The 12306-nt window shown below is 59.8% G+C and carries 11 protein-coding genes; 7 read left to right on the forward strand and 4 right to left on the reverse strand.

Annotated features, from left to right (window positions below; translation table 11 throughout):
• Positions 1-11: 11 nt before the first annotated feature.
• Complete coding sequence (locus tag TU73_RS27315; protein WP_057014767.1) at positions 12-1004, reverse strand: fimbrial protein; 993 nt, start codon at positions 1002-1004, stop codon at positions 12-14.
• A gap of 193 nt (positions 1005-1197) precedes the next feature.
• On the opposite strand from TU73_RS27315, the gene TU73_RS27320 reads away from it, so the two are divergent.
• Genes TU73_RS27320 through TU73_RS27335 form a run of 4 tightly spaced genes read left to right on the forward strand, consistent with a single transcriptional unit; the run spans position 1198 to position 5863 of the window.
• Entirely contained in the window at positions 1198-1671 is a 474-nt protein-coding gene (locus tag TU73_RS27320; RefSeq protein ID WP_057014768.1) for a MarR family winged helix-turn-helix transcriptional regulator, read from the forward strand.
• Positions 1668-3119, forward strand: a complete 1452-nt coding sequence (locus TU73_RS27325) for an efflux transporter outer membrane subunit (protein ID WP_057014769.1) — start codon at positions 1668-1670, stop codon at positions 3117-3119. Before TU73_RS27320 ends, TU73_RS27325 begins: the two co-directional genes overlap by 4 nt.
• 15 nt (positions 3120-3134) lie before the next feature.
• The gene (locus TU73_RS27330; RefSeq protein WP_057014770.1) at positions 3135-4334 is read left to right on the forward strand and encodes an HlyD/EmrA/EmrK family protein; all 1200 of its coding nucleotides are present in this window, start codon (positions 3135-3137) and stop codon (positions 4332-4334) included.
• The gene (locus tag TU73_RS27335) at positions 4334-5863 is read left to right on the forward strand and encodes a DHA2 family efflux MFS transporter permease subunit (RefSeq protein ID WP_046068674.1); all 1530 of its coding nucleotides are present in this window, start codon (positions 4334-4336) and stop codon (positions 5861-5863) included. The genes TU73_RS27330 and TU73_RS27335 overlap by 1 nt, the downstream gene beginning before the upstream one ends.
• Before the next feature lie 153 nt (positions 5864-6016).
• Here the strand turns inward: TU73_RS27335 and lpxH are convergent, their stop codons facing one another.
• A complete protein-coding gene (gene lpxH, locus TU73_RS27340) occupies positions 6017-6766 on the reverse strand; it encodes a UDP-2,3-diacylglucosamine diphosphatase (RefSeq protein ID WP_057014771.1) in 750 nt (249 codons plus the stop codon).
• A complete protein-coding gene (locus TU73_RS27345) occupies positions 6763-7269 on the reverse strand; it encodes a peptidylprolyl isomerase (RefSeq protein ID WP_057014772.1) in 507 nt (168 codons plus the stop codon). Before TU73_RS27345 ends, lpxH begins: the two co-directional genes overlap by 4 nt.
• 261 nt (positions 7270-7530) lie before the next feature.
• Between TU73_RS27345 and TU73_RS27350 the strand changes: the two genes are divergently transcribed.
• Positions 7531-9231: a glutamine--tRNA ligase/YqeY domain fusion protein gene (locus TU73_RS27350; protein ID WP_057014773.1), complete on the forward strand. Its 1701-nt coding sequence runs from the start codon at positions 7531-7533 to the stop codon at positions 9229-9231.
• Positions 9232-9250: 19 nt separating this feature from the next.
• Positions 9251-10639: a cysteine--tRNA ligase gene (gene cysS, locus TU73_RS27355; protein ID WP_057014774.1), complete on the forward strand. Its 1389-nt coding sequence runs from the start codon at positions 9251-9253 to the stop codon at positions 10637-10639.
• A 90-nt stretch (positions 10640-10729) separates the two neighbouring features.
• Here the strand turns inward: cysS and TU73_RS27360 are convergent, their stop codons facing one another.
• Positions 10730-11455 carry a Type 1 glutamine amidotransferase-like domain-containing protein gene (locus tag TU73_RS27360; protein ID WP_057014775.1) on the reverse strand — a complete coding sequence of 242 codons (726 nt, stop codon included), beginning with the start codon at positions 11453-11455 and terminating at the stop codon, positions 10730-10732.
• A 141-nt stretch (positions 11456-11596) separates the two neighbouring features.
• On the opposite strand from TU73_RS27360, the gene TU73_RS27365 reads away from it, so the two are divergent.
• Complete coding sequence (locus tag TU73_RS27365; RefSeq protein ID WP_057014777.1) at positions 11597-12055, forward strand: HIT family protein; 459 nt, start codon at positions 11597-11599, stop codon at positions 12053-12055.
• Positions 12056-12306 lie beyond the last annotated feature (251 nt).

Genomic DNA, 12306 nt, shown 5'->3' on the forward strand with positions numbered 1-12306 from the left:
TCCTTAGTTTTTTACAGGTAGTTCACAATAAACGTGACGTCGGTATTGCCTTCGCCTGCCTTGAGTTCGCCGCTAGGCAGGCGGTAGTAGGACGCCGACAGCGGAATGTTGAACTGGGTGCCGGTGGTGGTGAAGCCGTTGAAGGTGTAGGTGGTGCCCAGTGCGATGGGTTGCCCGGCATCATCCATCAATTGCAGGCCGATGCCCTGGGCGCTTTTAAGGCCTTTGCTGAGGGCGACGATACCTTTTTGCGTGTCGATGACTTCGGTATTGGCCTTGAGCGAATACGTCACCTTGCTGATGTCGCCCTGGCACTCATTCAAAGCGATGTTGAAGTGCACTTTGCGTTTAGTGGGGCCGCTGGTGGGGAAATCGTTGAGGTTGTAGTCGGTGCCCATGTCGACGGGCACGGACGGGGTTTGGCAGGAGGCAGTATTGAATATGATGGGGTTGGCTAGGTTGAATTCTATTAAGGTGTGATTGTCGACTTTAAGGCTGCCCAAGAGGCCAGCTTCAATTTTTATTTTTTTCGCGAACGTGCTGGATTTGACGATTTCCAGTGTGACATCTCCTTTTTGAATGTAAGAAAGGGAATGGTTTGCGCCGGTAGTCGCGGGGAGGGACCCCGGGGGGTTTAAATAGCCATGAGCGGAGCTTAACTTGATACGGTAGGAAAGCCCTGTTTTCCCAAGGGGGAATAAGTCGCTCCAGCTGGTTGCGGTGCCCAGCATGGGGTTTAGAACTAAACCAAACGGATAATTCCGTGCACAGAACCAAATATGTTCCTTTCCCAGAACACGTTCTTGATAAACCACTGTCTTGGTGGGCGTGTCAGCGGAGATTGTCAGGCTATCGCTCGTCAGGTTTGCGCCGAAGTTGAGTTTTTCGGTCCCGAAGTTTCCGTTGAACTCGCAATTCTCCGCCGCTATAGCAATCGTCGAACACGTGATCATCATCGTGGTGATAAATACGAGCAGCGCAAGCTGCAGTCTTAATGGCTTCATGAATAGGGCTGCATTGGCTGGGAAGCGCGACACATTAAACAGCCCAGGCACCACAACCCATCAGGCAAACCTTAAAACCCACCGCCTATCCACCATTTACCAAGCAACCTAATTATTCCATTTGACATTCGCTGCCTAAGCAGTAACATCTCGTCACACATTCACTGCCTAGGCAGTAATAAGGTGACTTTCGATGCCTCACTTCACCCCTGACAACTTCCACAACTGCCACCTCGGCCTGTTGCTGGGCCGCGCTGCGATCCTCAAGGACCGCATCATCGACACCCATATGGAACCCCACGGCATCACCGCCGCGCAGTTCAAGGTGTTGATCATCATGGCTCAGTTCGGCGTCGATACCCCGGCGGAGCTGTGCCGCAACCTGTCCCTCGATAGCGGTTCGATGACGCGCATGCTCGACCGACTGGAGCAAAAAGACCTGCTCAGCCGCAAGCGCTCCGAGCTGGACCGCCGCCAGGTGCAGTTGGTGCTGACCGCCGAGGGCCAGCGCCTGGCGGACATGCTGCCGTACATCGGCGCCAAGGCGCTCAACCAGTTGGCCGGCGTGCTTGAGCCGGGCGAGCTGGAAACCCTGGAGCGGATCCTGAAGAAAATGCTGATCGCTGCGGGTGACCCCATCACGATCCAGCGGGTAGGTAGATCATGAACACACGCGCATTCAGCCTGGTGCTGGCGGCGATGACGTTGGCCGGTTGCGCCAATTACAGTGGTCTCGACACTCAAGGCCAGCGCCTCGACGCCAACACCCTGCAAACCGGTAAATCCCTCGGCGGCGTGACGTTGTCGAGCGCTGCCTGGCCGGCTGCCGACTGGTGGAAAAGCCTTGGCGACCCACAGCTCGACAGCCTGATCGCCGAAGCCCTGCAAAACAGCCCCGACATGCAAGTGGCCGACGCCCGTGCCCATCAGGCCGAAGCCGCTGCCTATGCCGCCAACGCTGCGCGCATGCCAACCCTGGATGCCAGCGCCGGCGTCAGTCGCTCGCGCCTGGCCAAGGACCAAGACCCTCGCGGGCAGGGCGATGCGTACTCGACGGTGCGTAATATCGGCGCCAGCTTCAACTACAACTTCGACCTGTGGGGCGGCCAGCGTGCCGCCTGGGAAGCTGCCCTGGGCGAGGCCCGTGCCGCCGAAGTCGACCAACAGGCCGCACGCCTGACCCTGGCCGCCAACGTGGCCAAGGCCTACAGCGACCTGGGCCAGGCGCATATCGTGCGCGACCTTGCGGTCGACGACCTCAAGCGCACCCGCCAGATGCTTGGCCTGAGCAAGCGCCGCCTGAGTTCCGGTATCGACAGCGAGTACCAGTACCAGCAGACCGAAAGCCTGGAAGCCAGCTCCCAGTCGCAGTTGATCGATGCGGAAAAACAACTGCAAAGCGCCAAGATCGCCCTCGCCGTGTTGCTCGGCAAAGGCCCGGATCGGGGTAGCGAGTTGGCCCGCCCGGCGGTGCTCAAACCCAGCGCCGTCGCCGTACCTTCGGTGTTGCCCGCCGAGCTGCTCGGCCGTCGTCCCGACCTGATCGCAGCACGTTGGCGGGTGGAAGCGGCGAGCAAGAGCATCGACGCAAGCAAGACCCGCTTCTACCCCAACCTCAACCTGAGCGCGAGCGCCGGGGCCGAGTCGTTGCTGGGGGACGCGATGTTCGGTTCGGCCAGCCGTTTCTTCAACATTGCACCGACCATTTCACTGCCGATCTTCGACGGCGGCCGCCTGCGTGCCGACCTCGATGCGCGCGACGCCGATTACGACCTGGCCGTGGCCCAGTACAACAAAACCCTGGTGCAAGCCTTGGGCGATATCGGCACCACCCTCTCGCAACTGCGCGACACCGGGCGGCAGATCCAGGCCCAGCAACACGCCGCCGACATCGCCCAGCAGTCCTACGACACCGGGGTGCAGCGCTACAGCTCAGGCATCGGTAATTACCTGGATGTGCTCAGCATCGAGCAGCAATTGCTGCAGGCCCAGCGTCAGCTGGCGACCTTGAATGCCGCGCAGATCGATCTATCGATTCAACTGATGCAGGCCCTGGGTGGCGGGTACAACGCCAGCAACGTGGCCGCGACCACCCCAGCTACACGCACGGAATAATTTGAGGTATTTGTCATGGCCACTGCCGACAGCAACAATGCAACTGAACAACCCAAAGACAACAACCCGCGCAAACGCAAATTCATGCTGATCGGCCTGGCGCTGATCGTCATCCTCGGCGCCCTGGGTGTGTGGGGTTGGTATGAGTTCTACGGGCGCTTTAATGAAAGCACCGACGACGCCTACGTGAACGGCAACGTGGTGGAAATCACCCCGCTGGTCACCGGCACTGTGGTCAGCATCGGCGCCGACGATGGCGACCTGGTCCATGAAGGCCAGGTGCTGATCAACTTCGACCCCAACGATGCTGCCGTCGGCCTGCAAAGTGCCCAGGCCAACCTGGCCCGCACCGTGCGCCAGGTGCGTGGCTTGTACAGCAACGTCGATGGCATGAAAGCCCAGGTCAATGCACAGAAAGCCGACGTGCAAACCGCCCAGGACAACTACAACCGGCGCAAGACCCTGGCCCAGGGCGGCGCGATCTCCCAGGAAGAACTGTCCCACGCCCGCGACAGCCTGACCGCTGCCAGGAACGCCTTGACCAACCTCGAGCAGCAACTGAAAACCACCAATGCCCTGGTGGATGACACGGTGATTTCGTCGCACCCCGACGTGCAAGCTGCCGCCGCGCAATTGCGCCAGGCGTACCTGGCCAATGCGCGCAGCACCTTGATCGCGCCGGTCACCGGTTATGTAGCCAAGCGCACCGTGCAACTGGGCCAGCGTGTGCAGCCGGGTACTGCGCTGATGGCGGTGATCCCGCTGGACCAACTGTGGATCGATGCCAACTTCAAGGAAACCCAACTTCGCGACATGCGTATCGGCCAGCCGGTGGATATCGAGTCGGACATCTACGGCAGCGACGTGAAGTACAGCGGCACCGTCGACAGCCTCGGTGCCGGCACCGGCAGTGCATTCGCCTTGTTGCCGGCGCAGAACGCCACCGGTAACTGGATCAAGATCGTGCAACGGGTGCCGGTGCGCATCCATGTCAACGCCGAAGAGTTGGCCAAGCACCCGCTGCGAGTGGGCCTGAGTACCGTGGTGAATGTGGACCTGCACGACCAGAGCGGCCCCGTGCTGGCGCAACAGGCGCCGCAAAAGGCGTCGTTCACCACCAACGTATATGAGCGCCAGTTGGCCGAGGCCGATGCCATGATCAATCAGTTGATCCATGACAACAGCGTCGCCGCCCCCAAGGCTGCGCAACGCTGATGAGCAATAACGCCTCGTTCACGCCACCCAGCCTGTTGATGGCCACTATTGGCCTGTCGCTGGCGACCTTCATGCAGGTGCTCGACACCACCATCGCCAACGTGGCGTTGCCGACCATTTCCGGCAACCTGGGCGTGAGTTCGGAGCAGGGCACCTGGGTCATTACTTCGTTCGCGGTGAGCAACGCCATTGCCTTGCCGCTCACCGGCTGGTTGAGCCGACGCTTCGGCGAGGTGAAGCTGTTCCTGTGGGCGACCATCCTGTTTGTGCTGGCCTCGTTTCTCTGCGGCATTTCCACCTCGATGCCCGAGTTGATTGGCTTTCGGGTGCTGCAAGGCTTGGTCGCCGGGCCGTTGTACCCGATGACGCAGACGCTGTTGATCGCGGTCTACCCACCCGCCAAGCGCGGCATGGCCCTGGCGTTATTGGCGATGGTCACGGTGGTGGCACCGATTGCAGGTCCCATCCTCGGCGGCTGGATCACGGACAGCTACAGTTGGCCGTGGATCTTCTTTATCAACGTGCCCATCGGCATCTTTGCGGTGATGGTGGTGCGTGCGCAGCTGAAAAAGCGCCCGGTGGTCACCAGTTACCAGCCGATGGATTACGTTGGGCTGCTGAGCCTGATCGTCGGGGTCGGCGCCTTGCAGATCATCCTCGACAAGGGCAACGACCTGGACTGGTTCGAATCCAACTTCATCATCATCGGTGCGGTGATTTCGGTGATTGCCCTGGCGGTGTTCGTCATCTGGGAAATGACCGACAAGCACCCGGTGGTCAACCTGCGGCTGTTCGCGCACCGTAACTTTCGCATTGGCACCATCGTGTTGATCCTCGGCTACGCGGGCTTCTTCGGCATCAACCTGATCCTGCCGCAGTGGCTGCAGACCCAGATGGGCTACACCGCCACCTGGGCCGGGCTGGCGGTGGCACCGATCGGTATCCTGCCGGTGCTGATGTCGCCATTCGTGGGCAAGTACGCGCACAAGTTCGACCTGCGCCTGCTGGCGGGCCTGGCGTTCCTGGCGATTGGCTTGAGCTGCTTCATGCGCGCAGGCTTTACCAACGAAGTGGACTTCACCCACATCGCCCTGGTGCAGCTGTTCATGGGCATTGGCGTGGCGCTGTTCTTCATGCCAACCCTGAGCATCCTGATGTCCGACCTGCCGCCGCACCAGATTGCCGACGGCGCCGGGCTGGCGACCTTCCTGCGTACCTTGGGCGGCAGCTTCGCGGCCTCGCTGACCACCTGGATCTGGATCCGCCGGGCCGACCAACACCATGCCTACATGAGCGAGAGCATGACCCCCTACGACTCGGCGACCCGTGATGCCATCCAGGCGCTCGGTGGAGCGGGGCAGAAGGCGTACGCGCAACTGGACCAAGTCCTCACCAGTCAGGCGTACATGATGTCCACCGTGGATTACTTCACGTTGCTGGGGTGGATGTTCATGGGCTTGATGTTACTGGTGTGGCTGGCCAAGCCGCCATTTACCGCAAAAGCGGGGCCAGCGGCTTCGGGGCACTGATCGCTAAGATTGAAATGCAATCAACTGTGGGAGCTGGCTTGTGTGGGAGCTGGCTTGCCTGCGATGCAGACACCCCGGTGTATCAGATGCACCGAGCTGATGCTATCGCAGGCAAGCCAGCTCCCACAGGTTGATCGGTGTTGTGTCGCAGGTTTATGCGCCAGGCAGCGCGAGCTGCGGGTTGACGAAGTCAAACGCCGCCAGTTGAAACCCTTGCTCATCCACCTGCAACGCCCAGCCCTGTTTGTCCCAGTCCCCGAGCACAATACGCTTGGCCGCCTGGTCGCCAATCTGCAGCTTATGAATGGCGGGGCGGTGGGTATGACCGTGGACCAGGGTGTGCACGCCGAACTGCTGCATCACCCGCGGTACTTCTTCGGGGGTGACATCGACAATATCGTTGGCCTTCATGCGCACTTGGGCAGAACTTTCACTGCGCAGCTTGCGCGCCAGTTTGTGGCGCGTGCCCAAGGGCAGGTGACGCAGGATAAACAACACAATCGGGTTACGCAGGATGCGCCGCAGCTTCATATAGCCAAGGTCGCGGGTGCAGAGGCTGTCGCCGTGCATCAGCAGCACGGGCTCGCCATATAACTGCACGACACTCGGGTCCTTGAGCAAGGTGGCGCCTGCCGCTTTGCAGAACGCCTTGCCGATCAGGAAATCGCGGTTGCCATGCATGATGAAAATCGGGGTGCCGCTGTCGCTCAGTTCACGCAACGCCGCACAGATGGAACGCTGGAAGGCGGTCATGCCATCGTCGCCAATCCAGGCTTCAAAGAAGTCCCCCAGAATGTACAACGCCTGGGCACCACGGGCGCGGCCGTGGAGCAGATCCAGAAACGCCCGGGTGATGTCCGGGCGTTCCTCTTCCAGATGCAAATCTGAAATCAGCAATATCACGCTTCGATGATCTCGGCTTTCTCGATGATCACGTCGTCTGCTGGAACGTCCTGGTGGCCGGCCTTGGACGTGGTGGACACGCCTTTGATCTTGTCGACCACGTCGGTGCCTTGGGTGACTTTACCGAACACCGCATAACCCCAGCCCTGCACATTCTTGCCGCTGTGGTTGAGGAAACCGTTGTCGGCGACGTTGATGAAGAACTGCGCGGAGGCCGAATGCGGCTCCATGGTGCGGGCCATGGCGACGGTGTACTTGTCGTTGGAAAGGCCGTTGTCCGCTTCGTTCTGGATGCTTGGGCGCTTGTCTTTCTTTTCTTTCATGCCAGGCTCGAAACCGCCGCCCTGGATCATGAAGTTACCGATGACACGGTGGAAAACAGTGTTTTCGTAGTGGCCGGCTTTAACGTACTCGATGAAGTTGGCGACGGTGATCGGCGCTTTCTCGGCGTTCAGCTCGATGACGATGTCACCGTGGTTGGTGGTCAGTTTGACTTGAGTCATGTTCACTACTCTTTTCAGGGAATTCGTGGGTTTGGGCGCCTGGGCGCCACGACCGGTTTGGCGAAACTTGGGCCAAGACGCGCAGTTTAGCGTGCCTTGCAGGAATTTCGAGGTGGTTTTTTACCGCGCCTGTCATTAAAGCAGCAATTAAAGCAGCAGTTTTCGACCGCGCTCTGTCAGGTGGTTGACAGCTTCGGCTATGATAAGCCCTTTGTTTTATCTGGCCTGACCCGGCCACGAACCTGTCTGTTCAAGGATCCTATGAGCAAGCCCACTGTCGACCCTACCTCGAATTCCAAGGCCGGACCTGCCGTCCCGGTCAACTTCCTGCGCCCGATCATCCAGGCGGACCTGGATTCGGGCAAGCACACGCAGATCGTCACCCGCTTCCCGCCAGAGCCCAACGGCTACCTGCACATCGGCCACGCCAAGTCGATCTGTGTGAACTTCGGCCTGGCCCAGGAGTTCGGTGGCGTCACGCACCTGCGTTTCGACGACACCAACCCGGCCAAGGAAGACCAGGAATACATCGACGCCATCGAAAGCGACATCAAGTGGCTGGGCTTCGAGTGGTCCGGTGAAGTGCGCTACGCCTCCAAGTATTTCGACCAGTTGTTCGACTGGGCCGTCGAGCTGATCAAAGCCGGCAAGGCCTATGTGGACGACCTGACTCCGGAGCAGGCCAAGGAGTACCGTGGCACCCTGACCGAGCCAGGCAAGAACAGCCCGTTCCGCGACCGTTCGGTGGAAGAAAACCTCGACTGGTTCAACCGTATGCGCGCCGGCGAATTCCCGGACGGCGCCCGCGTGCTGCGCGCCAAGATCGACATGGCCTCGCCGAACATGAACCTGCGCGACCCGATCATGTACCGCATCCGTCATGCCCACCACCACCAGACCGGTGACAAGTGGTGCATCTACCCCAACTACGACTTCACCCACGGTCAGTCGGACGCCATCGAAGGCATCACCCACTCCATCTGCACCCTGGAGTTCGAGAGCCATCGCCCGCTGTACGAGTGGTTCCTGGACAGCCTGCCGGTGCCGGCGCACCCGCGCCAGTACGAGTTCAGCCGCCTGAACCTCAACTACACCATCACCAGCAAGCGCAAGCTCAAGCAACTGGTGGATGAAAAGCACGTGCATGGCTGGGACGACCCACGCATGTCGACATTGTCGGGCTTCCGTCGTCGTGGCTACACCCCGGCGTCGATCCGCAATTTCTGTGAGATGGTCGGCACCAACCGTTCCGACGGCGTGGTCGACTACGGCATGCTCGAGTTCAGCATCCGCCAGGACCTCGACGCCAACGCCCCGCGCGCCATGTGCGTGCTGCGTCCGTTGAAGGTGGTGATCACCAACTATCCGGAAGACAAGGTCGATCATCTGGAACTGCCGCGTCACCCGCAAAACGAAGCACTCGGCGTGCGCAAGCTGCCGTTCGCCCGTGAAATCTACATCGACCGCGACGACTTCATGGAAGAGCCGCCAAAAGGCTACAAGCGCCTGGAACCGAACGGCGAAGTGCGCCTGCGCGGCAGCTACGTGATCCGTGCCGATGAAGCGATCAAGGACGCCGACGGCAACATCGTCGAACTGCGTTGCTCGTACGACCCCGACACCCTGGGCAAGAACCCCGAGGGCCGCAAGGTCAAGGGCGTGGTTCACTGGGTGCCGGCAGCAGCCAGCATCGAATGCGAAGTGCGCTTGTACGATCGTCTGTTCCGCTCGCCGAATCCTGAAAAGGCCGAAGATAGCGCCAGCTTCCTCGACAACATCAACCCTGACTCCCTGCAAGTACTCACTGGTTGTCGTGCCGAGCCATCGCTTGGCGACGCACAGCCGGAAGACCGTTTCCAGTTCGAGCGCGAAGGTTACTTCTGCGCGGATATCAAGGACTCGAAACCGGGTGCTCCGGTATTCAACCGTACCGTGACCTTGCGTGATTCGTGGGGCCAGTGATTCTGTTTAAGGAACTGTCGTGCTAACGATCTACAACACACTGAGCAAGACCAAAGAAGTCTTCAAGCCGCTCGATGGCAACAAGGTGCGCATGTACGTGTGCGGCATGACCGTGTACGACTACTGCCACATCGGCCACGGCCGCAGCATGGTTGCCTTCGACCTGGTGACCCGCTGGCTGCGTTTCAGCGGCTATGACTTGACCTATGTGCGCAACATCACCGACATCGACGACAAGATCATCAACCGCGCCAACGAAAACGGCGAGGCGTTCGACGCGCTGACCGAGCGCATGATCGCCGCGATGCACGAGGACGAGGCGCGCCTCAACATCCTCAAGCCGGACCTGGAGCCGCGTGCCACGGACCATATCCCGGGCATGCACGCGATGATCCAGACCTTGATCGACAAGGGCTACGCCTACGCCCCGGGCAACGGTGACGTGTACTACCGCGTCGCCAAGTTCATGGGCTACGGCAAGCTGTCGCGCAAGAAGATCGAAGACCTGCGCATCGGCGCACGCATCGAGGTCGACGAAGCCAAGCAGGATCCGCTCGATTTCGTGCTGTGGAAAGCCACCAAGCCGGGCGAGCCAAGCTGGGAGTCGCCGTGGGGCCCTGGGCGTCCGGGCTGGCACATCGAATGCTCGGTGATGTCCACCTGCTGCCTGGGCGAGACCTTCGACATTCATGGCGGCGGCAGCGACCTGGAGTTCCCGCACCACGAAAATGAAATCGCCCAGAGCGAAGCCGCCACCGGCAAGACCTACGCCAACGCCTGGATGCACTGCGGCATGATCCGCATCAATGGCGAGAAGATGTCCAAGTCCTTGAACAACTTCTTCACCATCCGCGACGTGCTGGAAAAGTACCACCCGGAAGTGGTGCGTTACCTGCTGGTGTCCAGCCACTACCGCAGCGCCATCAACTACTCGGAAGACAACCTCAAGGACGCCAAGGGCGCCCTGGAGCGCTTCTACCACGCATTGAAAGGCTTGCCTTGCGTGGCGCCGGCCGGCGGCGAGGCGTTCGTGGCGCGGTTTACCGAAGTCATGAACGACGACTTCGGTACGCCGGAAGCCTGCGCGGTGCTGTTTGAGATGGTGCGCGAGATCAACCGCTTGCGTGAGACTGATCTCGACGCAGCGGCGGGTCTGGCGGCGCGCTTGAAAGAGTTGGCCAGTGTGCTGGGCGTGTTGCAGATGGAGGCCGATGACTTCCTGCAGGCTGGCGCCGAAGGGCGTGTGGATGCGGCTGAGGTTGATGCGCTGATCCAGGCGCGTTTGGCTGCTCGTACCAACAAGGACTGGGCGGAATCCGACCGTATCCGTGACCAACTGACCGCGATGGGCGTGGTGTTGGAAGACGGGAAGGGTGGGACGACGTGGCGGTTGGCTGATCAGGCCTGATTGGCAAACGCCGGATGAAAAACGCCCCGTTATGTCGGGGCGTCTTGCTGTGGTTGTGCGAGCGAAGGTAATGACGTAGTTCGTCGACTACTATTTTTCAGTTTTCGCGCAATGCTCATTCAGTGCTTCATTCACCAGAAGGTGGGCAATAGGCTCCGAAGTGCTGCTGAGTTCATATGCACTACCAGCTGCGTCGTTATGGACAGTCGCATGGTATTCACCGTTCTTGAAATGCAGGGCAACGCCGTCATCCAGCGCATAGGCGGGGTGTATGTTTTTAAGTCGAACCAGTTCAACAAACGAAGATTCTCTCCCCACCTCTGAGCTGAAGTGCGGGCACAGCGCGCCAGGGAGAAACCCCAGCCCGTCGACCAGCGCATATACGCCGCCTGAGTCGGAATGCCCATGGTCGAACCAGCAGATGGCGCCGGCACTGACGCCGCAAAGCACTTTGCCGTGTTCCTGGGCTTGCTTCAAAAGGGCGGTCACGTCAAATTCACGCCAGATGGCCAGCAAGGCTCGGGTGTTGCCGCCGGCCACGTAGATGATGTCAGCCTGCTCAAACAGCGCGGCAACATGACCCGGGGCTGGAAAAGGCGGAATGAAAAACGTCAATGGCACAACGGTGCAGCCGGCGCTTTGGTATTTGAGCGTGAAGTCGGCAATCTTCGCACGGTCATCGCCATTGGCGGTGGAGATATAGAGCACCGTGGGCTGGGTTTTGCCCGACGAAGCGACGATATATTCGTCGACGCGGGTCATGCGCGTCATGTCTTCGCTGGACTCGCCGCCGATGACAATAATGTTTTTATCCATGGTGAACTCCTATCTCAGCACGGCGGGTATACCCAGGTCTTAGGACATTTCCCAAAATGCCCGTAGGGTTTGACGTTCATTCCATCCTAGCTTTAGATGATTGTCACGACCAAACCCAAGACGAAACTGGCGGTGATTCAAATGGATTGTATTTTCTGCAGCATTGTCCGCAAAACCTCCCCGGCCCATATCCTGTGGGAGGATGACCAACATATGGCGTTCCTGTCGATCTTCCCCAACACACCGGGTTTCAGCGTGGTGATTCCCAAGCAGCATTACGGCAGCTATGCGTTTGCGCAGTCGGATGAAGTGTTGGCAGGGCTCGCGGTCGCAGCAAAGAAAACCGCACAACAGATCGACCGCGCATTTCCCGATGTGGCGCGTACGGGGATGATCCTGGAAGGGTATGGGGTGGATCATTTGCATGCGAAGTTGTTTCCCATGCATGGAACGGGGCAGGACAGTGCGTTCAAGCCGTTGAGCTCGAAGGTGGATAAGTTTTTTGCGGCTTATGAGGGCTATATCTCTTCCCACGATCATGTGCGGGCGGATGATGCCGAACTGGCTGAGCTGGCAGAGCGAATCCGGTCTTTCGCCTAGTTCGGTTAAACATGTGGGAGCTGGCTTGCCCACAGAATCAACGCCTGGCACAGATCCCCTGTGGGAGCGGGCTTGCCCGCGAAAGCGGAGTGTCAGTCACTGAATCTTCAACTGAACCACCGCTATCGCAGGCAAGCCAGCTCCCACATTGGTCATGGATTGCCCACAGAATCAACGCCTGGCACAGATCCCCTGTGGGAGCGGGCTTGCCCGCGAAAGCGGAGTGTCAGTCACTGAATCTTTAACTGAAC

Origin of the sequence: Pseudomonas libanensis, assembly GCF_001439685.1 — a bacterium.
Taxonomy (GTDB): domain Bacteria; phylum Pseudomonadota; class Gammaproteobacteria; order Pseudomonadales; family Pseudomonadaceae; genus Aquipseudomonas; species Aquipseudomonas libanensis.

Coding starts and splice junctions, on each gene's coding strand:
- TU73_RS27315 (WP_057014767.1), bottom strand. CDS start 1,004: ATGAAGCCATTAAGACTGCAGCTTGCGCTGCTCGTATTTATCACCACG.
- TU73_RS27320 (WP_057014768.1), top strand. CDS start 1,198: ATGCCTCACTTCACCCCTGACAACTTCCACAACTGCCACCTCGGCCTG.
- TU73_RS27325 (WP_057014769.1), top strand. CDS start 1,668: ATGAACACACGCGCATTCAGCCTGGTGCTGGCGGCGATGACGTTGGCC.
- TU73_RS27330 (WP_057014770.1), top strand. CDS start 3,135: ATGGCCACTGCCGACAGCAACAATGCAACTGAACAACCCAAAGACAAC.
- TU73_RS27335 (WP_046068674.1), top strand. CDS start 4,334: ATGAGCAATAACGCCTCGTTCACGCCACCCAGCCTGTTGATGGCCACT.
- TU73_RS27345 (WP_057014772.1), bottom strand. CDS start 7,269: ATGACTCAAGTCAAACTGACCACCAACCACGGTGACATCGTCATCGAG.
- TU73_RS27350 (WP_057014773.1), top strand. CDS start 7,531: ATGAGCAAGCCCACTGTCGACCCTACCTCGAATTCCAAGGCCGGACCT.
- TU73_RS27360 (WP_057014775.1), bottom strand. CDS start 11,455: ATGGATAAAAACATTATTGTCATCGGCGGCGAGTCCAGCGAAGACATG.
- TU73_RS27365 (WP_057014777.1), top strand. CDS start 11,597: ATGGATTGTATTTTCTGCAGCATTGTCCGCAAAACCTCCCCGGCCCAT.